This is a genomic window from Rhodobacter sp. NSM (assembly GCF_052244495.1).
Lineage (GTDB): Bacteria > Pseudomonadota > Alphaproteobacteria > Rhodobacterales > Rhodobacteraceae > Cereibacter_A.
On the sequence record NZ_JBQPXH010000003.1, the window covers coordinates 506,830 to 530,890 of the forward strand.

Here is a 24,061-nt window from a genome sequence, read left to right on the forward strand (position 1 = left end):
ATCGTCCCGGGCGGGTTTCACTCGTCAGCGGTCGAAGAAGCGCCAGCCGTGATGGCCGCGGTCGTGGCGACCGCGCCACTGCGTGCCGGCCTGCGCGGCCTCATCCTCCGTGAGGGTGCCGTCGCCGTTCGCATCCATCCGGTCGAAGAACATCAGCGGACCCGGACCGGCCGCCAGTTCGGAAACCGACAGCATTTTGTCGCCATTCGCGTCGAATCGCTCGATCATCGTCCTGGTATGCGCCTCGATGCGCGGCATCATCCGCGCGACATGCAGCGCCGTCAGTTCCTCGGCCGAGAGCATCCCGTCTCCGTTCGCATCGGCATTCTCGACCCGAGCCGAGCGCGCGGCATCGAGTTCGCTCTTGGTCACCTTGCCGTCGCCGTCGGTGTCGAGCGCCTCGAAGTCGAACATCGGGCCACGTCCTGGACCCATGCCCATGCCTGGCCCCATGCCCGCGCCCGGACCCATGCCCGCGCCGGGACCCATGCCCATACCCATACCCGGACCCATGCCGGCTCCAGGGCCCATGCCCATACCCGGACCGGCGCCCTGCGCCGGGCATTCGGTTCCCTGCATGCAGGGGCCTTGCCCGGGTCCCATGCCCGGACGCGGCCCCTGGCCCGGCGTCTGCTGGGCGAGGGCCATCGTTCCTGCGGTGAGGGCGATAGCCGTCACGGCCACGGCTCTGAGCGTCGTGAAGCGTTTCATGTCAATCTCCTGCGTCGCGGCAGTCGTTTCTGCCTGTTTGCGCCTCTGAAACGCTGCCGAATGCGGCTTCCGTCGCGGACCGACAAAAATCGTAATAGATGAATCCAGCATGAGCTATTTAAACTCGGCCCGGCTCCGGAACAGCGCGCCGCCCGAGGCGTTGCGCGTCCGGAGTGTGCTTGCGAGTCGGAGGCAGGTCATGAGGGATGGGTCGTTGAATTTCGAGATCGATCACGAGGAACGCCCGGTCGGCCCGGCGCTCTGGCGCGGCTGGAACCGGGTCTGTCCGCGGTGCGGCTCGGGGCCCATGCTGCGCGGCTACCTGACAGTGCGCGACAACTGCCCGGTCTGCGGCGAAAGCCTCCACCACCACCGCGCGGACGACGGGCCGGCGTATCTCACCATCCTGATCGTCGGGCACCTGATGGCGCCGGTGATCCTCTGGGCCTTCGTCAAGTTCCGGCCCGACCCGGCGATCCTTGCGACAGTCTTCGGCATCGGCACGGTTGCGCTCTCGCTCTTCTTGCTGCCCCGCCTCAAAGGGGCCATGGTGGGCCTGCAGTGGGCGAAGAGGATGCATGGATTTGGCGGCAGAGCCGGCGGAGGCTGACAAGACGCGGATCCGTCCCGCGGCGACCGTCATCCTTCTTCGAGACGGGGCCTCGGGCCCCGAGGTGCTGATGGGGATGCGTGGCGCGGCGGCGGCCTTCATGCCCTCGAAGTTCGTCTTTCCGGGCGGCGCAGTCGATGCGGCCGACGCGGAGGTCCCATTGGCGGCGCTGCCGTCAGAGCCGTGCCTCCGGCGGCTGGGGCGCGAGGCGCCGGGCGCGCAGGCCCTCGCTGCCGCTGCGATCCGCGAATTGTGGGAAGAGACCGGACTGCCGCTCGGCATCGCCGGGGCATGGGATGCGCCGCAGGGTTGGCGCGGCTTTGCAGCGCGCGGTCTGGTGCCGGATGCCTCGGGTCTCCGCTTTGTCTTCCGCGCGATCACGCCGCCCGGACGGCCCCGTCGGTTCGACGCGCGCTTCTTTCTCGCCGATGCCTCGCGGCTCGCGGGCGACCCTGAGGATTTTTCGGCCGCCTGCGACGAGCTTTCGCACCTCCACTGGCTGCCGCTGGGCGAGGCGCGGCGGCTCGATCTGCCCTTCATCACCGAGGTGGTGCTGGCCGAAGTCTCGGCGCTGGTGAACGGCGGCGGCGAGGCCGGCGTACCGTTCTTCGACAATTCGGGGCCAGTGCCCACGTTCCGGCGCCTGACCTGAGCCGGCGGGCCGCAGCCGGCCGTCACTGCCCGGAAGGCGCCTCGTCCGGCACGAGGGCTTCGGGACACCGGCTCAGGCGCAGGGGCTCGGCCCCTGGCACCAGCATCAGCATCGACTCGGCCGCGTCGATCACGAGGAGACGCGCGTCGGCGAAGGTCTCGCCTTCGGCCTCGCATTCCAGCAGCAGCTCGGCCCCCGGCAGCACCTGAAGCGGATCGGCCTCGGTGATGCGGCAGCGGTTCTCGTAGCCGACGAATTCTGTCGCGGTGATCCGGATCGGCGCCTCCGGCACCTCGCCAGTGCGGCCGGCCTCGGCGCACCAGGCGGGATCGGCCGCCCAGTCGCCGAGCCAGGGGCTGTCCTCGGCCCGGGCAGGTGACGTGAGACAGCAGAGGACGAGGCAGCAGGAAAGCAGGGTCGGTCGCGGCATGAAACCTCCGGGCATCAGGATCCGGGCGTCAGAACAGGATCAACCGCTTCAGGTCATAGCCGTTCCACTCGAGAATTTCGCGGGCGGCGGTCAGCCGGTCGGCCGGAAGCGGCCCACCGCGGTTCAGGAGGAACCCGAAGCCGCCGGATGGCGTGCCGATCGCGAGGGTGCGGTAGTCCGTGTCCACCCAGAGCACCCACCAGGGCTCCGTGCCCCCGGCCGGCAGCAACCGGCCCGGACCGATCACTGCAAGTGGGCCTGCCAGTGCCATTTCGCGGCTGCCGAGGCAGAGGCGGCCGCTGATCCCGAGGCCGCCCGGCGAAGATGTGATGGAGGCACCGCCCGGACGACAGGCGCCGGGGGCGGCGAAGGCCGCCACCTCCTGCCACTCTCCCGCGAGGCGTGCCGGCTCGAAGACGGCATTCGACCAGATCGGCGCCGACGTGTCGCGAAAGGACGGCGCGGGTTCCGGCGTCTTCGGTGCACAGGCTGCGAGGAGCAGCAGGGACAGGGTCATCAGTCGAGACACAGCGTGATCCTTCGCCCCTGATCGTCGAGGATGTCGTTGCAGCCCAGCAGGGGATCGAAGGGCGCACAGGTCTGCGAGCGGGCGAGGCATCGGCTCGAACAATCGGATTCGCGCGTACAGCGCTTGCCGGCATCCCGCGGGGTCCTCACGCAGGTGAAAAGCTCCTTCACCTTGACGTAGGTTCCCTTCCGGCGCTCGCAGGCAAGCTGGCTCGGCGACTTGACGACGGCCGGCGGCGCGAGTGCATCCGCAACCGGCGCGGCATCTTCCGCCGCCAGGGCCGCAGCTTCCCCGCCATCGGCCGCCGTCGCATCCGGCGCGATGGCCGCGCCGGGGACAGCGTCCACGGCGCCTGCCGACGGGCTGGCCTCCGCCAGCGGCGTGACTTCAATCGCGGACGTGGCGAGCGGCTGGGCGGCCGGCGGAGGCGCCTTGTCTTCCCCGCCGGGGATCAGGCTGCACGCGCCCAGGGCGAGCGTGGCAAGAAGGAGAAGCCTTCGCATGTCACTCGTTCCTTCCGACCCGTTCGCGGCACGGCATGCCACCGCTGCGGGCGACCTCACCCGCATGCGGCCCGACGTTCGCGGTCAGGAGCCAGATGGCGCGATCCGCGGGCGCTCCGCAAGGGGGATCAGAACGGAGCGGGCCAGGCGCGGTGGGCGGCGGCGACCTCGGCCAGCACCTCGGGATCGAGCGTCACCTCCGCCGCGCCGAGATTGGTGCGCAGCTGTCCGGCCGAAGTCGCGCCGAGAATGGGGATCACCGGGAAAGGTCGGGTGCGGCAGAAGGCGAGCGCCATCTGGCAGGGATCGAGCCCGTGCCTCGCCGCGATGCCGAGATATCCCGCGACTGCTTCGAACACGGTGGCCGTCACACGCCCGCCGAGCGTGGCATTTCGCTCGCGCCGTGAGCCGTCCGGTGTCACGTCGCCCGCGTATTTCCCCGAGAGCAGCCCCGCCGCGAGCGGGGAATAGGCCAGAAGGGGCATGTCCTCGATGGCGGAAAGCTCGGCCCAGTCGGTGTCGAACTGCCGGCAGAGAAGCGAATATTCGTTCTGGATCGTGGCCATCCTCGGCAGCCCGTGCCGCTCGGACAGCGAGAGCCACTGCGCCGCACCCCAGACCGTCTCGTTGGACAGGCCGAAGTGGCGCACCTTGCCCTCGGCGGCCAGCGCCTGCGCCTCCTCGAGGACGGCGAGCATGTTCTCGCGGACCGCCTCCGCACCGGTCGGCGGCACATACCCCCACATCTTGCGGAAATGGTAGGAGCCGCGGTTCGGCCAGTGGATCTGGTAGAGATCGACGTGGTCGGTGCCCAGCCGGGCGAGGGAGGCCTCGAGCGCGCGGCGGAGGCTCTGCGCCGTCACCGGCTCGCCGTTGCGGACGGAGTCGTTGCCTTCGCCGGTGATCTTGGTCGCCAGCACGATCCGGTCGCGCCCGCCACGCGCAGCCAGCCAGCTGCCGACGATCGCCTCGGTATCGCCCACGGTCGCAGCCGTGACCGGGTTCGTCGGATACATCTCGGCCGTGTCGATGAAGTTCACGCCGTGGTCGAGCGCCAGATCGATCTGCTCATGGGCCTCGGCTTCGCTGTTCTGACTGCCCCAGGTCATCGTGCCGAGGCAGAATTCGGAAACGGTCAGATCGGTGCGACCGAGGGGGATCAGCTTCATCTTGGGCTCCTGTTCTGCGCATGCAGCCTAGCCCACATGTCCGGGATGGCAAGTCGCGGCCGGATGCGGAACCGCCGAAGGCGGCGGCCGACACGGTGCGCCCGGCCGATGCCGCCCGGCCCGCAGCTTGAGCACATAAGAAGAACATGCCAGAGTCGGACGATGACGACTCAGCTTCTCGACCGCCATGGTGCCCGGGTCCGGCCGATGCAGCGGCTGGTGGGGGATCTCTCGCTCTCGCGGGCGCGGGTGCATGAATTCTGCGGCCCTGCGCGGCGGCTGCTCGCGCTCGTGCTGATGGCCGGCGGGCGGGGGCCGGTGGTCTGGATCCATCCCGGCTGGCGGCCCGAGCGGCTCTATCCCGACGGAATGCGCGACTTCGCCGAGCCGGGCCGGCTGATCCTTGCCCGCGCCCGGCGGCCCGAGGATCTGCTCTGGTCGATGGAGGAGGCGCTGCGTTCGGGCGCGGTGCCGCTGGTGGTGGCCGAACTGCCCGAGCCGCCGCCCCTCACCCCGGTCCGCCGGCTGCACCTGGCCGCCGAGGCCGGTGCCGAAACCGCCGCGGGCGTGGGGGCCGATCAGCCGATCGGGATCCTCCTCACGCCGGGCGATGGCGGATCGGCAGGCATCGAGACGCGCTGGCGGCTGGCCCCCTTCCCCGAAGGGCGGTGGCGGCTCGACCGGCTCCGCGCCCGGATGGAACCGCCCGCCGGCTGGATCCTCCGCCGCGGGGACAAGGGACTCGAGATCGAGCGACGCGCCCCGGCCTGATCGCCCGCCGCCCGCGGATGCCAGCAGCAGGCAGCGACAGCGACAGCGACAGCGACAGCGACAGCGACAGCGACAGCGACAGCGACAGCGACAGCGACAGCGACAGCGACGATGCGGGACACATGGACCGAATTCCCGTCAATTCCCTCCCGCTGCCGGCCCGCCGTCCTTCCGTCCCCTGCCCTCCCATGTCCTGCCACTGACAGCCGCTTCCGCAATGATCCTCTGGCCCTTGCCTCGGTCCGGCGCTAAACAGCGCGCGGTCGGCACAAGGGAATTCTGGGCATGGCGCGGATACTCATCACTTCGGCGATCCCCTACATCAACGGGATCAAGCATCTGGGCAACCTCGTCGGCAGCCAGCTTCCGGCCGATCTCTACGCCCGCTACTGCCGCGCCCGCGGCCATGAGGTCATGTTCATCTGCGCCACGGACGAGCACGGCACGCCGGCGGAACTCGCCGCCGCCAAGGCGGGCAAGCCGGTCGAAGTCTATTGCGCCGAGATGCACGAGATCCAGAAGGAGATCGCGGCGGGCTTCCGGCTGTCGTTCGACCACTTCGGCCGCTCCTCCAGCCAGCGCAACCATCGCCTGACCCAGCATTTCGCGGGCGCGCTCGCCGACAACGGCTTCATCGAGGAAGTCAGCGAAAAGCAGGTCTTCTCGGTCGCCGACAACCGCTTCCTGCCCGACCGCTACATCGAGGGCACCTGCCCGAACTGCGGCTATGACAAGGCCCGCGGCGACCAGTGCGAGAACTGCACCAAACAGCTCGATCCGACGGACCTCATCAACCCGCGCTCGGCGATCTCGGGCTCCACCGATCTCGAGGTGCGCGAGACCAAGCACCTCTATCTCAAGCAGCGCGCGCTGAAGGGCGAGATCGAGGCCTGGATCGACTCCAAGACCGACTGGCCGGTGCTGACCACCTCGATCGCGAAGAAATGGCTGCACGACGGCGACGGGTTGCAGGACCGCGGCATCACCCGCGACCTGCACTGGGGCGTGCCGGTGAAGAAGGGCGACCAGCCCTGGCCGGGAATGGAGGGCAAGGTCTTCTACGTCTGGTTTGACGCCCCGATCGAATACATCGCGGGCACGGCGGAATGGGCCGACGCGAATGGCAAGACGGACGCCGACTGGGAACGCTGGTGGCGCACCGACAAGGGCGCCGAGGACGTGCGCTACGTCCAGTTCATGGGCAAGGACAACGTCCCCTTCCATACGCTGAGCTTCCCCGCCACCATCATGGGCTCGCGAGAGCCGTGGAAGCTCGTCGATTACATCAAGTCCTTCAACTACCTGAACTATGACGGCGGCCAGTTCTCGACCAGCCAGGGCCGCGGCGTGTTCATGGACCAGGCGCTGTCGATCCTGCCGGCCGACTACTGGCGCTGGTGGCTGCTCAGCCACGCGCCCGAGAACTCGGACAGCGAATTCACATGGGAGAACTTCCAGAGTTCGGTGAACAAGGATCTCGCCGACGTGCTGGGCAACCTCGTGAGCCGGGTGACGAAATTCTGCCGCTCGAAATTCGGCGAGACGGTGCCCGCGGGCGGAACCTTCGGCGAGCGTGAACAGCAGCTGATTGCCGAGTTGCAGCAGCGGCTTGCGGCCTACGAGGCCTGCATGGAGGCGATGGAGGTGCGCAAGGCCGCGGCCGAGTTGCGCGCGCTCTGGGTGGCGGGGAACGAATATCTCCAGTCTGCCGCGCCCTGGACCGTGGTCAAGACTGATCCCGATCAGGCGCAGGCGATGATCCGCCTCGCGCTGAACCTGATCCGGCTCTACTCGGTGATCTCGCGGCCTTTCATTCCGGATGCGGCGGCCTCGACCATGGCCTCGCTCGACTGCGAGGACTGGAGTTGGCCTGCGGATGTGGCCGAGGCGCTGGAGATGCTTCCTGCAGGCCACGGCTTCACCACCCCCGACGTGCTCTTCCGCAAGATCACCGACGAGGAGCGGGTGGAATGGCAGACCCGCTTTGCCGGCGTGCGGGGCTGAGGGCGCGCCCGGACGCAATGCTGCGGAAGCGGGGGGCCGTCTGCCCCCCGGCCCGGCCTGACGGCCGGGCTCCCCCCGAGGATATTTCAGCGAGAATGAAGGAGCACCTGCAGCAGGGCGGAGAAGCTGGCCCTGCCTGTCAGATCGCGCCGAGGTCGATGGTCACGTTGCGGCGCGCGGCGCTTTCGACCGCGGCCTGCTGCAGGGCGGTGTTCCGGCGCAGCAGTTCGAGAAAGCGCGCCTCGTCGAGACTCAACAGCGTGCCGTGGCTGATCGCGGTCACCTGCGCCCGCCGGGGCTTGCGGGTCAGGATCGCGAGATGGCCGAACATGTCGCCACGCCCCAGGCGCACCTTCTGCCCGGCCACATCGGTCTCGACCGCACCGGAGGCGATGAAGAACACCTTGCGCGGCACATCGCCCCGCCGCAGCAACACGTCCCCCGGCCGCACGTAGACGGTCTTCAAGAGCCGCTCGAGCGCATGGAGTTGCGTCTCGTCCATCTCGGCGAAGAGCGGAAACTGGCGGACGAGCTCGGTTTTCTGCAAGGCGAAATCGAGCCGCGGGCGGCGCTCCTTCTTCCCGCGCGCGACCTGGATGCGCTGGCGGAGCGTCATGAACAACTCCTGCCCGATCAGCCCGTCATCGCGCAGCGTCTCGTATTCCCGCAGTTCGAGCTGCAAGGCGGTGCGGCGGATGAAGCTGCGCACCATCTCCTCGGAGTAGCCGGGATATTGCAGCCGCAAGGCCTCGAGCGACTGCGCGGTCTCTTCCTCGCGCCGCTTGAGCATCTCGTGCAGGATCTCGGCCACGCGGCGACCGTGGATGCGGCGGATCTTGCCGTCGATCAGCCCGTGCAGGTCGCCGAGGATCAGCCGCTGGGCCAGCAGCATCTCGAACCTGTCCGACGTCAGCTCGCTCAGCCAGCGTGAGATCTTGAGCCGGTTGTGCGCCCAGACCGCCAGGCGGTGACGCCGCCCGTAGCCGAGCGCGAGCCGGCCCGCGGATCGGTAGCCGTCACGGCCCTGCAGGCGCGTGCGCTCGATCAGCCGGTCCGCATCCACCAGCATCGCCTCGGCGAGACGCGGCGGAATGATCTGCTGGCGGAAGGCGGCAAGGATGGCATCCCTCTCGCGCCCGGCAAGGGCCAGAAGCCCCAGCGTGATCCGGTCGCGATCCGGGATGTCGTCGGCGCTGTCGTCGGCCATCTCGACCGCGCGGGCCAGCCTCTGTCCGAAGCTCTTGGCTTCCGCCCGGACGATCTGCGGGTCGAGCTCGCGCTCGCGCACGCTCTCGGCCACGCCTTCGCGCACGTTCTGCAGCGCCACGGCGATCACCTGGTTCGACAGCGCGAGATCGAGCGGCGTGAGCCTCGCGAGGCCAAGCCGCCGGATCACCAGACGCAGCGTGGTCCCCTGCACAAGAAGCGTGAAGAGCACGAAGCCGGTTGCGAGAATGCCTACCTCGCGCTTCACATGGGGCGGCACCATGGGATTCTCGGTCACGGCCAGCGCGAGCGCGAGGGTGACGGCGCCGCGCAGGCCACCCCAGAGGATCGCAACCCGGTAGGGTCTCTCGACCTTCGGAGAGAGGTTGAGCCGTGTGAGCAGCGGCAACAGTCCTGACAGCATCACGCCGCGCGCGACGACGGCGGCGAGCACGACGATGCCGATCAGCACCAGATCCCATGCCGTGGCGCGCCCGATGAGCCGAGGGATCAGCAGCGCCGTCACGATGAAGATCAGCGATCCCGCCCAGTGCGAGAGCATCTCCCAGGTGTCGCCGAGCAGGTTCCAGGTGGAGGGGCTGAGCCGCCCCGGGCCGGCAAGGTTCATCGCGATGCCGGCCGTGACCACGGCGATCACGCCCGAGACCTCGAGTCCGCTCTCGGCCAGGACATAGGTGAGATAGGGCAGTGCGAGGCTCAGCGACAGCTGCGCCGTCGGATGGGTCGCCATCCGCGTCATCAGCGACAGGGCGAGGCGCGCCATGCCATAGCCGAGCGCCACGCCGCCGACGATCAGCAGCGGGAACTGGACGAGCGCGTCGCGCAGGGTCGGGTCCGGAACGCCCGCCATGACGAAGGTCAGGAAGAAGCCGAAAAGGGCGATGGCAGCCGCGTCGTTCAGCAGGCTCTCGCCCTCGACGATCCGGCTCAGCCTCTGCGGGGCGGCGATCGAGCGGAAGATGCTCACCACGGCCGAGGGATCGGTGGTCGAGACGATGGACCCGAGCAGAAGGCAGGCGGCGAGCGACATGGTACTGAACGGCTGCAGCGCAAACCCGATCGCCAGGGTCGAGACCAGCACCGCCACGACCGCCATCACGAGGATGGGCACCCAGTCGTCGATCATCCGCCGGATGTTCAGGCTCAGCGACACCTGGAACAGCAGGGTCGGCAGGAACATGTAGAGGAAGACGCTGGACCGGATCGGCAGCGAGAGAAGCTCGGCCACCTCGGGTCGGAAGCCCGCCGCGACGCCGCTCCTCTGCAGCCAGAGGGCCAGCGTGCCAAGCGCCGCGCCAACTACCGCAAGCACCACCGAATAGGGCAGCCGAAGCCGCGCCGCGACGGGTTCGCAGGCGGCGATAACGATGAAGAGGACCGCCAGAGCGGCGACGAGCAGGACTATTGTCATGCACTTCTGATAGGCGGTTCGCGATGCCGAGAAAACCCGGCACCACGCACTTCCGCTTGAACCGCGACGTTGCCGCTAGTGGGCGATCTGCGCGGCGCGGCGCCCGAGCTTGTAGGCCCGCGCCTTCGTCATGGGAGCATGATCGACGAAGCCCTTTTCGACCAAGGCGCGGAGCGCCCGGTGAAAGGTGGGCGTGGCGATCGCGCTGCACAGCGTATGCCGCCGGATCGCATCCGATCTGACGATCGAGTCCTCCGTCTCGCCCAGGAGCTTCACCGCATACAGCACGTCAAGCTCATTCCGGGAAAGTTCGGCGATGCCGAGATCATGTTCGAGGCCAAGGAGAAGCTCTCTGAGTTGCGCAACGCTGTGAAACCGCCGGGAAGCGGTCATACGCTCGTCCATCTTGCTTCCGTCCACCGTTACTCCCCCTAACTGCATTCAAATTAAAATCAAAATCCGCTACGTCGGCGCAGCATAGACGAGGTTTGCGCAGGCGTTGCAAGCGACAAAATGTCGCATGCATTTGCCCATATATACAACTTGTGCGCATCCGTCCGGCCGATGCTCTTTCCACTGCGCAAGACACGGGCGAAGGGCCATCTGTCAAGCTGAAAACCTGCCCGGAAACCCCGATTTCCGCGTCGGAAGAGCAGCCGTGACGTGCTTTCGCGCCCTGATCGAGCAGAGCGCCGGGCGGTCATGCTGCCCCGGGCACACTGACGCAGGGGCGCTGCAGGTTGACGCTGGACGCGACGCTCAGGACCAGAGTGCATATGCCCATCCGGCCAGTGGCACGAGCATTGCAGTACAGGCAATCCCCGTTGATACGCGCCCGCGGAGCATGTGCCACATGAGCCGCAGGGACCACAGCGCGGACAGCAGAAGCAGGCCGCTCCAGACGAGGCGGGGATCGACAGCGGAGCCTGCTCCTGCTGCCGAGAGACGCTCGGCGAAGCCGGTGACGAGCCCGCAGGCGGCAAGCGGCAGCAGTGCGAGAGAAAGCCGGTGGACGCTGACCCGCCCTCCGGAGAGGCGCCGGGCCAGGACCAGCGGCAGGGCCACGGCGAGCATGACCGTCACCCAGATCGCGAGAAGGGTAAGCAGCATCGCGACGCCCGCTCCCAGGGTGGCGGCGCCCTCGGCCGTGTTGAAGAGCATCCAGGGCGCTCGCTCCTCCCACGCCAGCAAGCCCCTCAGCGCGGGGAGCCAGGGCGCCACCGGCCACCAGAAGACCGCCGAGCCGAGGCCGAGCAGCCCTGCCAGAACCACGAGGCTCTCGGCGCCCGATCCGTGGGCCCTGAGAACCTCCTCGCCCGGCACGCGCAGTTCCAGCCGGACCGCATTCCTGAAGCCCGCACAGCGGCCGCACATGTGACAGGGCGAGGCGCTCTCCATCGTGCGGACAGGCACCATGGGCTCGCAGTTGAAGCGCATGCTGCGGGCCCGGGCGAGATCGCAGGCATCCCAGGCGCGGGCATCGACCCGGTAGTGCATCGGCGCGAGCTTCGAGAGCGCCGCCAGAACACCCCCGATCGGGCAGAGGAAGCGGCACCACACCCGCTTCTCCTTGCCGTAGAGCCAACCGACGAGGACCGCTGCGGCCGTGGAAGCTCCGAAGATCAGGGCGGACGCGCGGGGATCGTCATAGACCGAGATCATCTGGCCGTAGACCGTGACGAGGACGAAGAGCGCGAAGGGCCATCCCGGCCACTTGATCCAGCGCGGAATGGCATGCCCCCTGCCCCGGGTCGACGCCGCGGCCGAAAGCTTGCCCTCGGGGCAGAGCAGCCCGCACCAGAGCCGCCCGAACAGCAGCACCGACACGATCACGCCGGGAAGCCAAAGCCCCCAGAAGAGGAAACGGGCGAAGAGCGTCAGGCTGGTGAGTATCCCGTCCTCGCGACCCGGCGCGGGCAGCAGGGGGGGGAAGAACATGAGCGGCAGGTAGAGCACCACCATCGTCCATTGCAGTCCAGCCACCAGCCGCTGGTGGTCGCGGAGCCAGAGGCCGCAGCGTTCCATCGCCGGAGGGCGGCGGACCGGGACCGCGGACACGCGATGCGCGCCGGCGAACTGATGGCGAGGCTCATGCATGGCGCCTTGTAATCGGCTCGGGTCGCGTTGGACGAGGCGGCCCGTCGACATGCGTCAGAGGGTCGCGCGCCTCTCTCTTGCGGGCGGCAGTCGAAATGTCTGGGCTTCGGAAGAACCGGGCGCTTGCCGGGTTTGACTTCGCGCCGGAAGCGGCCAAAGGTCCGCCGATGAGACCAGACGCCGCCTCCGACCCGCCAGGATTCCGCGCCCGCTGGGCCGCGCTGCGCAACGTCCCGCCCTTCCTCAGGATGGTCTGGCAGGCGAGCCCCGGCATCCTCGTCCTCAGCCTTCTCCTGCGCCTCGTGCGCTCTCTGATCCCGGTGACCGCGCTCTGGTTCGGCAAGCTCATCATCGACGAGGTGGTCCGTCTTGCGGCGGCACCGGTTCCCGAGGCGGGAGCGCTCGGATGGATCGGAGTTGAGGGGACAGGCACGCTCGCCCTGTTGCTCGCGGCCGAGTTCCTGCTCGCGATCCTGTCGGACCTGCTCGGGCGCCTCAGCGGGCTGGTGGACACGCTGCTGACCGAGCGTCTCACGATGTCCTCTTCGGTCCGGCTCATGGAACATGCGGCGAGCCTTGACCTTGCGGCCTTCGAGGATGCGGGCTTCCAGGACCGACTCGAGCGGGCGCGACGCCAGTCGGGCGGGCGCATGACGCTGACGGGCCAGATCCTCACGCTCATGCAGGACGCCGTGACGGTCGCCTCGCTTGCCGGGGGACTCGTGATCTACAACCCCTGGCTCATCCTGCTTCTCGTCGCGGCGCTTGTGCCCGCCTTCCTCGGCGAGGCGCATTTCAATGCGCAGAACTACAATCTCGACTTCCGCCGCACGGCCGAGCGGCGCGAACTCGACTACATCCGCGTCACCGCGGCAGGGGTCGAGACTGCCAAGGAGATCAAGATCTTCGGCCTCGCGCCCTTCCTGATCGAGCGCTATCGCACGCTGTCCGAGAGCTTCTACCGCGCGCGACGACGCATCGCCACGGCGCGGGCTGCCTGGGGCACGCTGTTCAGCGCCCTCGGAACGGCGGGATATTACCTCGCCTACGTCTGGATGATCGGCGCCACGCTCTCGGGACGGTTGTCCATCGGGGACCTGACCTTCCTCGCGGGCTCGTTCCTCCGCCTCCGCGGATTGGTCGAGGGGCTTCTGACCGGCTTCTCGACGACGGCCTCGCAGGCGCTTTACCTCGAGGACCTGTTCGGCTTCTTCCGGCAGCAACCCACCATCCTCGCTCCGGCAGAGCCGCGGCCCGTGCCGCGCCCGATCCGTGAGGGCTTCCGCTTCGAAAACGTGGGGTTCCGGTATCCGGGCGCGGGAACCTGGGCAGTGCGCGACCTCTCCTTCACGCTCAGGGCCGGCGAGACGCTGGCGCTGGTGGGGGAGAACGGCGCGGGAAAGACGACGCTCGCCAAGCTGCTCACCCGGCTCTACGACCCGGATGAGGGCCGGATCCTGCTCGACGGCCAGGACCTGCGCAGCTTCGATCCCGTGGCGTTGCGGGGCGCGATGGGCGTCATCTTCCAGGATTTCGTGCGCTACTCGATGAGCGCAAGCGAGAACATCGCCGTCGGCCGCATCGAGGCGCGAGGGGAACGGGAGCGCATCGAGGAGGCGGCCCACCGCAGCCTCGCCGACCGGATCGTGGCGCGGATGCCGGAAGGCTACGGCCAGATGCTCGGCAAGCGCTTCCGCGAGGGCATCGATCTGTCAGGCGGCGAATGGCAGAAATTCGCGATCGCGCGGGCCTACATGCGCGATGCCGAGGTGTTGATCCTCGACGAACCGACCGCGGCGCTGGACGCACGGTCGGAATACGAGGTCTTTCAGCGGTTCAAGGAATTGTCGGAGGGTCGGACCGCGGTCCTCATCTCGCACCGGTTTTCGTCCGTGCGGATGGCGGATCGGATCCTCGTGCTCGCGAACGGACGCGTCGAGGCAAGCGGAACCCATGAGGACCTGGTGTCCCGGCCCGGCCGCTACGCCGAACTGTTCGAGTTGCAGGCGGCCGGATACAGATAGGCGGACCCGAAGGCCCGCCAGGCGTCGTGTCGGCAGTTCCGAGAGGACGCTACGCCCTCCGGCAGGGACTTACACGCGACCGAATGCGGAGGGGACCGCCCCTCCGGACAGGAGCGTCACCAGCGATGCGCCCGAGATGGTCGTCGGCCCGGCTCGTCCGGCTTCCAGCGCCCGCACGTCGGTCACATCGAGGCCGAGGCGTGCCGCGAAATCCTCCTGCGAAAGACCGAGCACCCAACGGCCGTGGCGGACGAGGCGGGCGGTATCGCGGTGGTGGAACTGCGGCATCGAAATACTCCGGAAGCAACGTGACATCGGCGTGGCAAGCGATTTCTTTTCTGTCTGAAGGAATACCTCTTTCCACCGATAAAGCGAGTTGCCCAAACCGACAGGCTGTTGCCCTTAGGTATGGAATCTTGCCAACAGTAAGGTTCCAATTTGATCGAAAGCCCGGCGGCACGGGCACATCCCGCTTCTTTTGTCGGGACGGCGACCGATCGGTTGAGCCGGCTCGCCTCTTGGTGGAAAAGCGTGCTCGCACAGGCTTCTGCCAATCCGCGCGAGCGCAGACCCGCCCCCCATCCTTTCAGGTTTCGGCTGTCGGGAGGATCTTCGATTGAACGGCGACGCGCCGGCAGGCCTCGGCACGCCCGCACCGGGGACTACGCAGTTTGGCAGATCGCGGGACCCATATGGATCAGCGGCGTCACCTTCAGCCGAAAAGCTCGTGACAAAGCTCCAGCGCCTCGACCAGACGGTCGACCTCATCCGTGGTGTTGTACATCGCGAAAGAGGCCCGGCAGGTCGCTCCCAGGCCGTAATGCTGCATGAGCGGCATGGCGCAATGGGTCCCCGCGCGGACGGCGACGCCCTTGCGGTCGAGCACGGTGGAGATGTCGTGGGCATGGGCCCCGCCGCGGATGGTGAAGGAGAAGATGGCCCCCTTCCCCGCCGAATTCCCCTGCACGTCGAGCCAGTTGAGGCCCGCAAGCCGGTCACGGGCGTAGTCGCGCAGGGTCCGCTCGTGCGCGGCGATCTCGGCCATGCCCACGTTCATCATGTAGTGGAGCGCCACGCCGAGGCCGATCTGCTGCACGATGCCGGGCGTTCCTGCCTCGAAGCGCATGGGGGGCTTGGCATAGGTGACCATGTCCCGCGTCACCTCGTGGATCATGTCACCGCCGCCGATGAAGGGGCGCATCTCCTCCATCCGCTCCGAGCGGATCCAGATCGCGCCCGAGCCCGAGGGTCCGTAAAGCTTGTGGCCGGTGATGGCGTAGAAGTCGCAGCCGATGGCGGCCACGTCGACCGGCATGTGCACGGCCGCCTGCGATCCGTCGACCAGCACCGGCACGCCCTTGTCCCGGGCGCCGGCGCAGATCGCGGCCACATCCACGACCGTGCCCAGCACGTTCGACATGTGGGTGACGGCGACGAGCTTCGTCCGAGGCCCGATGGCGTCGAGCACCGCCTGCGGGTCAAGATCGCCGTTCTCGTCCACATCGACCCATTTCAGCACCACGCCCTGCCGCTCACGCAGGAAGTGCCACGGCACGATGTTGGCGTGATGCTCCATGATCGAGAGAACGATCTCGTCACCCGGCTGAAGCCGCGGCGCGGCCCAGCCGTAGGAGACGAGGTTGATCCCCTCGGTCGTGCCGGTGGTGAAGACGATCTCTTCGGGCGAAGGCGCGTTGAGGAAGGTCGCGATGGTCGCCCGCACGGCCTCGTACTTGTCGGTCGCGAGGTTCGACAGGTAGTGCAAGCCGCGGTGGACGTTGGCATATTCATGACTGTAGGCGAGGTTCATCGCCTCGATCACCACGGCGGGCTTCTGCGCCGAGGCGCCGTTGTCGAGATAGACCAGCGGCTTGCCGTTCACTTCTCGCGAGAGGATCGGGAAGTCCTGGCGGATGGTCGCGACGTCGAACATGAGAAAACCTCAGCCGCCCATGAAGGGCATCAGGATGGCGGCCAGCGCGAAGGCCATGCCGAAGAGCGCCAGAAGGATGCCGCCAAGCACGGCGACGGTGGATGTGAAGCCGTGCAACTCGGCCACGAAATGAGTGAGCAGCCAGAAGAAGAGCACGATCCCGGCCACGCCCAGCAGGTCGGCAAGGGGCGGCAGGACGAGTTGCGCCACAAGCTGGATCACCTCGAGGCAGAGCAGGATGAACTGCAGCCAGGCCACCAGCAGGATCGAGTCGCCGAAGCTGCCGCGCCCGCCGCGCCAGGCGCCGATCCGGTAGATCAGCATGGCCGAGAGCGAGAGAAGCCCCACCTGCAGGGCGGCGCTGAAGAGCGGGCTCGGCAGGTCGTCACCGATGAGCTGCCGCACGTCCTGCGGCAGGAGCGTGAGGCCGAGGAAGGTCACGAGCGCCGCACCGACCGCCGTCAGGACGAGCGCGATCCAGCGCGCCTCCATCGGAAGACCCAGCGCCATGATGGCCCGTGCGCCATCGCGCGGGTTGGTCACAGTGAAGCGCGCGAGGCGCAGCAAATCCGCAAGCGAGAGGCTCATCTTTCGGCCTCGACCAGCATGAGGAGCCAGATGGAGAGAAAACCCGCCAGCACGAGGATCCCCACGATCAGCACGCCCGGACCCTCGCCGATGAACCCGCCGACCAGACCGTTCAGCAGCATGAGCGGCGAGGTCACGAGCAGCGCGAGGAAGAGCGCGAGGCGCGCCCCGAAGAAGCTGCCCCTTCCGCCGAAGAGGCGCGCGGCCAGATGGCTCAGTGCCGCCAGCACGTAGCAAAACAGCGGCAGCAGGAAGACCGTGCCCATGAGCGCCCCGCTCATCCGCGCCTCGAGCGGCTGCGACGGGTCTAGATAGGCCTGCCGTGCGAGGACCGGCCACTGCGACACGAAGATCAGCAGGCAGGCGCCCATCAGGATGACGAGCGCCCGGCCCTCGTTCTCACCGGCATCGAGATACCGCCGGATGACCGTGCGGGGGTGGCGATAACTCTGGACGATGTCGGTGGTAACAGCCATTCAATGCTCGTGACGCGCCAGCCAGTTCTCCAGCCGCTGCCGGATATCCTCGGCGATTTCCTCGTTCTCGATTTCCTGAATGGCTTCGGCGAGGAAGGCAAGGACCAGAAGCGATTGTGCGGCTTTCAGCGGCACCCCGCGCGAGCGGAGGTAGAAGAGCGCCGTGTCGTCGATGGCCCCCGAGGTCGAGCCGTGCGAGCATTTCACGTCGTCGGCGTAGATCTCGAGTTCGGGCTTGGCGAGGAACACCGAATCGTCGTCCAGCAACAGCGACTGGCTGATCTGATAGCCGTCGGTCTTCTGCGCGCCGGGCTTCACGAGGATCTTGCCCTGGAAGACGCCGGTCGCGCCGTTCTTCAGCACCTTCTTGAACACCTGCCGGCTTTCGCAGGCCTGGCCTTCGTGGGTCACGAAGACGGTGTCATCGTGATGGAACTTGCCGTCCCCCATCGCAGCGCCTGCGACATGGGCCACCGCCTCGTCGCCCACAAGCTCGATCACCGCCTCGTTGCGGGTCATCACGCCGTTGGCCGTCAGCGTGAAGGACTTGAAGAGACCGCCACCGGCCACGCGACCGAAGATGTGGGTCGAGGCGCGACGTTCGTGATCGCGCCCCTGCGCACGGATGTGGTGGAAGCGGCCGCCTTCGGCCACGTCCACTTCCATGACCTTCGTGAAGCGCGCCGCCGCCGGCCCGTTCTCGAGAATCGTCACATCCGCCCCGCTCTCGACGCGGATGCAGTGGTGCAGGATCGCGTCCGAGGTGTCGCCAGCGTGGATGTAGATCAGGGCGATCGGCCGTGGGGCATAGCCCGTGACGCGAATCAGCACGCCCTCTGTCGCGAAGGCGGTGTTCAGCGCCGCGAAGGGGCGCTTCACCGGCACCTGCCCGCGCGCCTCGAGCACGCCATAGAGGTCGCGCGCCCAGTGGATGTCCGACCGCGACTCCGACAGAAGCCCGATCTCCACATTCTCGAGCGCCAGCGGATCCGAGGCCGCGGCATCGAAGACGCCATCGACGAAGACCAGCTTCAGCCGGTCGACGGTCTCGAAGACCATCCCCTCGTCGCCGTCGTCGTCGTCGAAGGTCGAGGCCGGAATCGGTTCGGCCGAGTTGAAGCTCGCCGGGTCGGTGTAGCGCCAGTATTCGTCACGCCGTCCCGGCAGACCCATCGCGGTCAGGCGCGCCAGCGCGTCGAAGCGGGCCGGTGCCTGCCAGCCCTCGTTCGAGAACGAGAGGCCGGCGATACGCGTTGCCAGCAGGTCGTCCTTGGGCAGAGCGTCGGCCATCACGCCTCCTCCGCCGCCAGGATGTCCGCGTATCCGTTCTTCTCGACTTCGAGCGCCAGCTCCGGTCCGCCGGTCTTCACGATGCGGCCGTTGGCCATGATATGCACCACGTCGGGGTGGATGTGGTCGAGCAGGCGCTGATAGTGCGTGATCACGAGGAAGCCGCGGCCCGCGTCGCGCAGCGCGTTGACCCCGTCCGACACCAGCTTCAGCGCGTCCACATCAAGACCCGAGTCCGTCTCGTCGAGGATGCACATGCGCGGCTCGAGGATCGCCATCTGCAGGATCTCGTTCCGCTTCTTCTCGCCGCCCGAGAAGCCCACATTGACCGGGCGCTTCATCATGTCGGCGTCGATCTTCAGCGCCTTGGCCTTCTCGCGCACGAGCTTGAGGAAGTCCCCGGCGCTGATCTCCTCTTCGCCGCGGGCCTTGCGCTGCGCGTTGAGCGCGGTGCGCATGAAGGTCATGTTGCCCACGCCGGGGATCTCGACCGGATACTGGAAGGCAAGGAAGAGGCCCGCCGCCGCGCGCTCCTCGGGCTCCATCTCCAGAAGCTGCTCGCCGTCGAGCGTGGCCGAGCCTTCCGTCACCTCATAGCCGCCGCGGCCCGACAGCACATAGGAGAGCGTCGACTTGCCGGAGCCGTTCGGCCCCATGATGGCATGGACCTTCCCGGCCTCGACCGTCAGGTCCACACCCTTGAGGATGACCTTGTCCTCTTCTTCGAGCTTGACGTGCAGGTTCTTGATCTCGAGCATCTCTGTTCCTCAGGCAATGGTGACGGCGGTGCCGGAGGCCGACACCATCAGCATGTTGTTGATGACCTCGTAATCGAGATCGACACCGACGACGGCATTGGCGCCCTTCGCCCGCGCGGCTTCCTCCATCTCGGACAGCGCGGTCTCGCGGGCGCGGCCCAGTTCCTTCTCGTAGGCGCCCGAGCGCCCGCCGATGAAATCGGTGATCCCGGCGAAGAGGTCGCGGATCGCGTTGGCGCCCAGGATCGCCTCGCCCGTCACGATGCCGTGGTAGGTGGCGATCTGGTAGCCTTCGATATTGGGGGTGGTGGTCACGATCATGGCCGGACCTCGCCGCGGAGGGGTGAGCCGCAGCTCACCCGACCGACCCTTCCAGCGAGATCGCCACCAGCGCCTGCGCCTCCATGGCGAATTCCATCGGCAGGGCCTGCAGCACCTCCTTGCAGAAGCCGTTGACGACCAGCGCCACCGCCTCCTCCTCGTCCATCCCGCGCGAGCGGCAGTAGAAGAGCTGGTCGTCATCGACCTTCGAGGTGGTGGCCTCGTGCTCGACCCGGGAGGAGTTGTTCTTCACCTCGATGTAGGGGACCGTGTGAGCCCCGCACTTGTCGCCGATGAGCAGGCTGTCGCACTGGGTGTAGTTGCGGCTGTTGGTGGCCTTCGGGTGCATCGAGACGAGGCCGCGGTAGGTGTTCTGCGCCCTTCCGGCCGAGATCCCCTTCGAGACGATCCGCGACCGGGTGTTCTTGCCCAGATGGATCATCTTGGTCCCGGTATCGGCCTGCTGGGCGTTGTTGGCGATGGCGATCGAGTAGAACTCGCCCTGGCTGTCGTCGCCCCGCAGGATGCAGGAGGGATATTTCCAGGTGATCGCCGAGCCCGTCTCGACCTGCGTCCACATCACCTTCGAGCGCGCGCCCCGGCAGTCCGCCCGCTTCGTCACGAAGTTGTAGATGCCGCCCCGGCCTTCCTCGTCGCCCGGATACCAGTTCTGCACCGTGGAATATTTCACCTCGGCATCCTCGAGCACCACGATCTCGACGACCGCGGCATGGAGCTGGTTCGTGTCGCGCTTCGGCGCCGTGCAGCCTTCCAGGTAGCTGACGTAGGCGCCCTTGTCGGCAATGATCAGCGTGCGCTCGAACTGGCCGGTGTTCTCGGCATTGATGCGGAAATAGGTCGAAAGCTCCATCGGGCAGCGGGTGCCCGGCGGGATGTAGACGAAGGAGCCGTCCGAGAAGACGGCCGAGTTCAGCGTCGCGAAATAGTTGTCGGACTGCGGCACGACCGAGCCCAGATATTTCTTCACGAGCTCGGGATGCTCGCGCACCGCCTCCGAGATCGAGCAGAAGATGACGCCTGCCTTGGCCAGTTCCTTCTGGAAGGTCGTGCCGACCGAAACCGAGTCGAAGACCGCGTCCACCGCCACCTGCCGCGGAGCATCCGGCACCTCGGCGCCCTCGACGCCGGCGAGGACCGCCTGCTCCTTCAGAGGGATGCCGAGCTTCTTGTAGGTTTCGAGCAGTTTCGGATCCACCTCGTCCAGCGACTTCGGCTTCACATCCATGCTCTTGGGCTTGGCGTAATAGTAGATGTCCTGGTAGTCGATCTTGGGATAGTCGAGCATCGCCCAGCGGGGCTCTTCCATCTGGACCCAGCGGCGGTAGGCCTGCAGCCGCCACTCGGTCATCCACTCCGGCTCGTCGTTCTTCTTCGAGATCAGCCGCACGATGTCTTCGTTCAGCCCCTTGGGCGCGAAGTCCATCTCGATCTCGGTTTCCCAGCCGTACTTGTACTTGCCGGCCATCGCCTGGACCGCCTCGATCGTCTCGCGATCGACGCCGTCGCGGACCTCGGGAACCGCAGTCTCTTCAAGTGCTGCCATCGGTCTCAGTCTCCGTTCCATGGGGCGGGGCCCCGTCTTTCCTCCTGCGCCGCCCGGCTGGGGCGACCCGATCCTTCAGGCCTCAGGCGGCCCGCGCGCGATGACGCTCGCGCGCCCGCAGCCAAGCCTCGGCAAAGCGCATCGCCTCGGCTTCTGTCACGCCCGGTCCCATCGAGACCCGCAGCGCAGAGGCCGCGTCCATCTCGTCGAAGCCTATGGCGCGCAACACGCGACTCGCCCGCACCTTGCCCGAAGAACAGGCCGATCCTGCCGAGACGGCGAAACCCGCCAGATCCATCTGCATCACCTGCGTCTCGCCCTTCCAGCCCGGGGTGACAAGACAAAGCGTGTTCGGAAGACGTGCTCCGCCTTTCCCGACAGAAATAGTCCCTTTTCCGGACTCGCACAACGCCAATTCTAGAATATTTCTAAGTTGAAGCACAGATTCCCATGCCCCACTGGCAAGATCCCGGGCCGCCGCCTCGGCCGCAGCCCCGAAACCCGCGATCCCGATCAGGTTCTCGGTGCCTGCCCGCCGTCCCATTTCCTGCCCGCCGCCCCTCAGGCGCGCCTCGACATCGAGCCCGCGCCGGATCACGAGAGCACCCACGCCTTTCGGACCACCGATCTTGTGAGCCGAGACGAATCCGATGTCGCAGCCGAGCCAGTTGAAGGCGAAGGGAACCTTGCCGAAGGCCTGCGTCAGGTCCGAAACCGCCAGCCCCGCGGGCAGTTCCTGAAGGATCCCGGTCTCGGAATTGGCCATCTGAAGCGCGCTACGCGAAGGATCCGCCACGGCGACGCAACCTTCGCCATCGACGGAGAGGTCCGGCGCGCACCAGGCGGAGACCGCCTCATGCTCCACATCGCCACAAACGAGACCGCGCCCTGCGCAGGCGAGCGCCGCGGCCTCGGTCGCGCCCGAGACGAAAACCACATCCGCGCCCTCGGCCCCTAGCGCCGCGGCGACCTGCCCCCGCGCTCGCTCCAGCAGCGCCTTTGCGGCACGTCCTTCGGCATGCACCGACGACGGATTGCCGACGAGATCCATCGCAGCCGTCATGGCCGCCCGCGCCTCGGGGCGCAGCGGTGCGGTAGCGTTCCAGTCGAGATAGACGCGCGAGCCCACCCTTCACCCTTCATTCTGGCAGAAATATCCGCGGGGGTCCGGGGACAGCCGCCCCCGGCGGCCCGCCACGAAAGCTACCGCCTCAGTCCTCGTCAACCACTCGAAACAGCGCCGGCACCGCCGGGCATGGACGCATCTCGTTCTTGATGATGTCGGACAGACGGGTCTGGTGCAGGAAGACATAGACATGCGCCGAGAGCCCTTCCCACAGCCGGTTGGTCAAGGATTGTGCACGCGAGCCGGAAACGCCTCCGCTTGCACCGGCGCCGGTATGCATCGCGTTCACCGTCTCCTCCACCGCTTCCATGATTTCGCTCACATGGACCGAATCCGCGCTGCGTGCGAGCTTGTAGCCGCCCCCGGGCCCGCGCACCGCCTCGACCAGCCCGGCCCGGCGCAGCTTGACGAAAAGCTGTTCCAGATAGGGCAGCGAAATGTCCTGCCGCTTCGAAACCTCGGCGAGGGAAACGAGCTCGTTCCCAGATTTCTGCGCCAGCGCCAGGTCCACCAGCGCCACCATTGCATACCGACCCTTGGTCGACAGTTTCATTTTCCGGTTCCCGCCAAATCCATTGACGCCAAGCGGCAGGCCGCTTAACTCGTTACGGTTCCGGGGCGGGTGCTCCGCCCAAGTGGAATGGTTCTAATTTGCCCGAGCGTTTTTGTCAAGAATACGTCCCGGAAGAAACAGGCAAGGCGAGGCGATGCCCGAAGTGATTTTCGCAGGCCCCGAGGGCCGGCTCGAAGGCCGCTACCACCCGCAGAAGGACCGAGACGCTCCCATCGCCATCGTGCTGCATCCCCATCCGCAGTTCGGCGGCTCGATGAACAACAAGGTCGTCTACAACCTGCACTATGCCTTCTACCGGCTGGGTTTCACAGTCCTGAGGTTCAACTTCCGGGGCGTCGGCAGGTCGCAGGGCGAATATGATCAGGGCATCGGCGAGTTGTCCGATGCCGCCTCGGCGCTCGACTACCTGCAGTCGATGAACCAGAACGCCAAGCACTGCTGGGTGGCGGGCTTCTCCTTCGGTGCCTGGATCGGGATGCAGCTCCTGATGCGCCGGCCCGAGATCACCGGCTTCGTCTCGGTGGCCCCGCCGGCCAACATGTATGACTTCTCGTTCCTCGCACCCTGCCCCTCTTCGGGGCTGATCATCAACGGCACCGCCGACCGCGTCGCGCAGCCGAAGGATACCGTCACGCTGGTGAACAAGCTGCACGAGCAGAAGGGCATCACCATCACGCATGAACAGATCGAGGGCGCGGACCACTTCTTCAAGGACGAGGAGGAGCACATGAATCCCATGATCGCCACCGTCTCCGACTATGTGAAGCGCCGCCTGACCGAGGCCTCGCGATGAGCGACCGCCTCGGCAGGCAGCTCGCCTTCCTCGCCGAGGCCGACCGGCTGAAATCCGTCCTGCGCGCCAATCCGCTTGGCGACGGTTCGCGGCGCGAGAACTCGGGCGAGCATTCCTGGCACGTGGCGCTCTATGCGCTCGTGCTGGCGGATCAGGCGGGACCGGAGGTGCGGATCGACCGCGTGCTGCGCATGCTCCTGATCCACGACGTCGTCGAGATCGACTGCGGCGACACGCCGATCCATGGCGACCACGACCCCGCCGCTGTTGCGCAGGCGGAAGCGGCGGCCGCCGACCGGCTCTTCGGGCTCCTGCCTCCGGACCAGGCGGCCGAACTCCGGGCCCTCTGGGACGAGTTCGAGGCGGGCGCCTCGCCCGACGCGATCTTCGCCCGCTCGATCGACCGGGTCCAGCCGGTCATGCAGAACCTTCAGTCCGGCGGAGGCACGTGGCGGGACTTCTCGGTCACCTCTGAACAACTCGACGCCCGGGTTGGTTCA

General features: G+C 67.3%; 25 protein-coding genes. 7 read left to right on the top strand and 18 right to left on the bottom strand.

Features of this window, described 5'->3' with window-relative positions; translation table 11 throughout:
• Positions 1-24: 24 nt before the first annotated feature.
• A complete protein-coding gene (locus tag ACTVZP_RS09490) occupies positions 25-711 on the bottom strand; it encodes an EF-hand domain-containing protein (protein WP_443211900.1) in 687 nt (228 codons plus the stop codon).
• A gap of 199 nt (positions 712-910) precedes the next feature.
• Between ACTVZP_RS09490 and ACTVZP_RS09495 the strand changes: the two genes are divergently transcribed.
• A complete protein-coding gene (locus tag ACTVZP_RS09495) occupies positions 911-1,321 on the top strand; it encodes a DUF983 domain-containing protein (RefSeq protein ID WP_443211901.1) in 411 nt (136 codons plus the stop codon).
• The gene (locus tag ACTVZP_RS09500; RefSeq protein WP_443211902.1) at positions 1,290-1,973 is read left to right on the top strand and encodes an NUDIX hydrolase; all 684 of its coding nucleotides are present in this window, start codon (positions 1,290-1,292) and stop codon (positions 1,971-1,973) included. Before ACTVZP_RS09495 ends, ACTVZP_RS09500 begins: the two co-directional genes overlap by 32 nt.
• A 22-nt stretch (positions 1,974-1,995) precedes the next feature.
• Here ACTVZP_RS09500 and ACTVZP_RS09505 read toward each other — a convergent pair whose 3' ends face one another.
• From ACTVZP_RS09505 to ACTVZP_RS09520, 4 genes are all read right to left on the bottom strand, one after another.
• Positions 1,996-2,403 carry a hypothetical protein gene (locus tag ACTVZP_RS09505; protein WP_443211903.1) on the bottom strand — a complete coding sequence of 136 codons (408 nt, stop codon included), beginning with the start codon at positions 2,401-2,403 and terminating at the stop codon, positions 1,996-1,998.
• 28 nt (positions 2,404-2,431) lie between these two features.
• Complete coding sequence (locus ACTVZP_RS09510) at positions 2,432-2,932, bottom strand: lipocalin family protein (RefSeq protein WP_443211904.1); 501 nt, start codon at positions 2,930-2,932, stop codon at positions 2,432-2,434.
• Positions 2,920-3,435 carry a hypothetical protein gene (locus ACTVZP_RS09515; RefSeq protein WP_443211905.1) on the bottom strand — a complete coding sequence of 172 codons (516 nt, stop codon included), beginning with the start codon at positions 3,433-3,435 and terminating at the stop codon, positions 2,920-2,922. The genes ACTVZP_RS09510 and ACTVZP_RS09515 overlap by 13 nt, the downstream gene beginning before the upstream one ends.
• A gap of 128 nt (positions 3,436-3,563) precedes the next feature.
• Complete coding sequence (locus ACTVZP_RS09520) at positions 3,564-4,604, bottom strand: aldo/keto reductase (protein ID WP_443211906.1); 1,041 nt, start codon at positions 4,602-4,604, stop codon at positions 3,564-3,566.
• Positions 4,605-4,766: 162 nt separating this feature from the next.
• On the opposite strand from ACTVZP_RS09520, the gene ACTVZP_RS09525 reads away from it, so the two are divergent.
• Both ACTVZP_RS09525 and metG read left to right on the top strand, forming a co-directional pair.
• Complete coding sequence (locus ACTVZP_RS09525) at positions 4,767-5,375, top strand: ImuA family protein (protein WP_443211907.1); 609 nt, start codon at positions 4,767-4,769, stop codon at positions 5,373-5,375.
• Positions 5,376-5,660: 285 nt separating this feature from the next.
• Entirely contained in the window at positions 5,661-7,379 is a 1,719-nt protein-coding gene (gene metG, locus ACTVZP_RS09530; RefSeq protein WP_443211908.1) for a methionine--tRNA ligase, read from the top strand.
• A 139-nt stretch (positions 7,380-7,518) separates the two neighbouring features.
• Here the strand turns inward: metG and ACTVZP_RS09535 are convergent, their stop codons facing one another.
• From ACTVZP_RS09535 to ACTVZP_RS09545, 3 genes are all read right to left on the bottom strand, one after another.
• The gene (locus ACTVZP_RS09535; protein ID WP_443211909.1) at positions 7,519-10,017 is read right to left on the bottom strand and encodes a cation:proton antiporter; all 2,499 of its coding nucleotides are present in this window, start codon (positions 10,015-10,017) and stop codon (positions 7,519-7,521) included.
• A gap of 75 nt (positions 10,018-10,092) precedes the next feature.
• Positions 10,093-10,422 (bottom strand): hypothetical protein, encoded by a 330-nt coding sequence (locus ACTVZP_RS09540; protein WP_443211910.1) that lies wholly within the window; start codon positions 10,420-10,422, stop codon positions 10,093-10,095.
• A 354-nt stretch (positions 10,423-10,776) separates the two neighbouring features.
• Positions 10,777-12,114 carry a 4Fe-4S binding protein gene (locus tag ACTVZP_RS09545; protein ID WP_443211911.1) on the bottom strand — a complete coding sequence of 446 codons (1,338 nt, stop codon included), beginning with the start codon at positions 12,112-12,114 and terminating at the stop codon, positions 10,777-10,779.
• Positions 12,115-12,281: 167 nt separating this feature from the next.
• Between ACTVZP_RS09545 and ACTVZP_RS09550 the strand changes: the two genes are divergently transcribed.
• Positions 12,282-14,138 (top strand): ABC transporter ATP-binding protein, encoded by a 1,857-nt coding sequence (locus ACTVZP_RS09550; protein ID WP_443211912.1) that lies wholly within the window; start codon positions 12,282-12,284, stop codon positions 14,136-14,138.
• Positions 14,139-14,207: 69 nt separating this feature from the next.
• Here the strand turns inward: ACTVZP_RS09550 and ACTVZP_RS09555 are convergent, their stop codons facing one another.
• From ACTVZP_RS09555 to iscR, 10 genes are all read right to left on the bottom strand, one after another.
• A complete protein-coding gene (locus ACTVZP_RS09555) occupies positions 14,208-14,426 on the bottom strand; it encodes a helix-turn-helix domain-containing protein (RefSeq protein ID WP_443211913.1) in 219 nt (72 codons plus the stop codon).
• 424 nt (positions 14,427-14,850) lie between these two features.
• Complete coding sequence (locus ACTVZP_RS09560; RefSeq protein ID WP_443211914.1) at positions 14,851-16,071, bottom strand: cysteine desulfurase; 1,221 nt, start codon at positions 16,069-16,071, stop codon at positions 14,851-14,853.
• 9 nt (positions 16,072-16,080) lie between these two features.
• Positions 16,081-16,659, bottom strand: a complete 579-nt coding sequence (locus ACTVZP_RS09565; protein WP_443211915.1) for a Yip1 family protein — start codon at positions 16,657-16,659, stop codon at positions 16,081-16,083.
• The gene (locus tag ACTVZP_RS09570; protein ID WP_443211916.1) at positions 16,656-17,135 is read right to left on the bottom strand and encodes a YIP1 family protein; all 480 of its coding nucleotides are present in this window, start codon (positions 17,133-17,135) and stop codon (positions 16,656-16,658) included. Before ACTVZP_RS09570 ends, ACTVZP_RS09565 begins: the two co-directional genes overlap by 4 nt.
• Positions 17,136-18,425 carry a SufB/SufD family protein gene (locus ACTVZP_RS09575; RefSeq protein WP_443211917.1) on the bottom strand — a complete coding sequence of 430 codons (1,290 nt, stop codon included), beginning with the start codon at positions 18,423-18,425 and terminating at the stop codon, positions 17,136-17,138. It abuts the gene before it with no gap.
• A complete protein-coding gene (gene sufC, locus ACTVZP_RS09580) occupies positions 18,425-19,183 on the bottom strand; it encodes a Fe-S cluster assembly ATPase SufC (protein ID WP_443211918.1) in 759 nt (252 codons plus the stop codon). Before sufC ends, ACTVZP_RS09575 begins: the two co-directional genes overlap by 1 nt.
• Positions 19,184-19,192: 9 nt before the next feature.
• Positions 19,193-19,504 (bottom strand): heavy metal-binding domain-containing protein, encoded by a 312-nt coding sequence (locus ACTVZP_RS09585; RefSeq protein WP_443211919.1) that lies wholly within the window; start codon positions 19,502-19,504, stop codon positions 19,193-19,195.
• A gap of 34 nt (positions 19,505-19,538) precedes the next feature.
• Positions 19,539-21,068 carry a Fe-S cluster assembly protein SufB gene (sufB, locus tag ACTVZP_RS09590; protein WP_443211920.1) on the bottom strand — a complete coding sequence of 510 codons (1,530 nt, stop codon included), beginning with the start codon at positions 21,066-21,068 and terminating at the stop codon, positions 19,539-19,541.
• Positions 21,069-21,150: 82 nt separating this feature from the next.
• Entirely contained in the window at positions 21,151-22,197 is a 1,047-nt protein-coding gene (locus ACTVZP_RS09595; RefSeq protein WP_443211921.1) for a cysteine desulfurase family protein, read from the bottom strand.
• Between the two features lie 82 nt (positions 22,198-22,279).
• Positions 22,280-22,747: a Fe-S cluster assembly transcriptional regulator IscR gene (gene iscR / locus ACTVZP_RS09600; RefSeq protein WP_443211922.1), complete on the bottom strand. Its 468-nt coding sequence runs from the start codon at positions 22,745-22,747 to the stop codon at positions 22,280-22,282.
• Positions 22,748-22,901: 154 nt separating this feature from the next.
• On the opposite strand from iscR, the gene ACTVZP_RS09605 reads away from it, so the two are divergent.
• Positions 22,902-23,561: an alpha/beta hydrolase gene (locus ACTVZP_RS09605; RefSeq protein ID WP_443211923.1), complete on the top strand. Its 660-nt coding sequence runs from the start codon at positions 22,902-22,904 to the stop codon at positions 23,559-23,561.
• Positions 23,558-24,061, top strand: a 504-nt coding sequence (locus ACTVZP_RS09610; RefSeq protein ID WP_443211924.1) for an HD domain-containing protein, incomplete at its 3' end; no start/stop codon positions are given. The genes ACTVZP_RS09605 and ACTVZP_RS09610, both read left to right, overlap by 4 nt.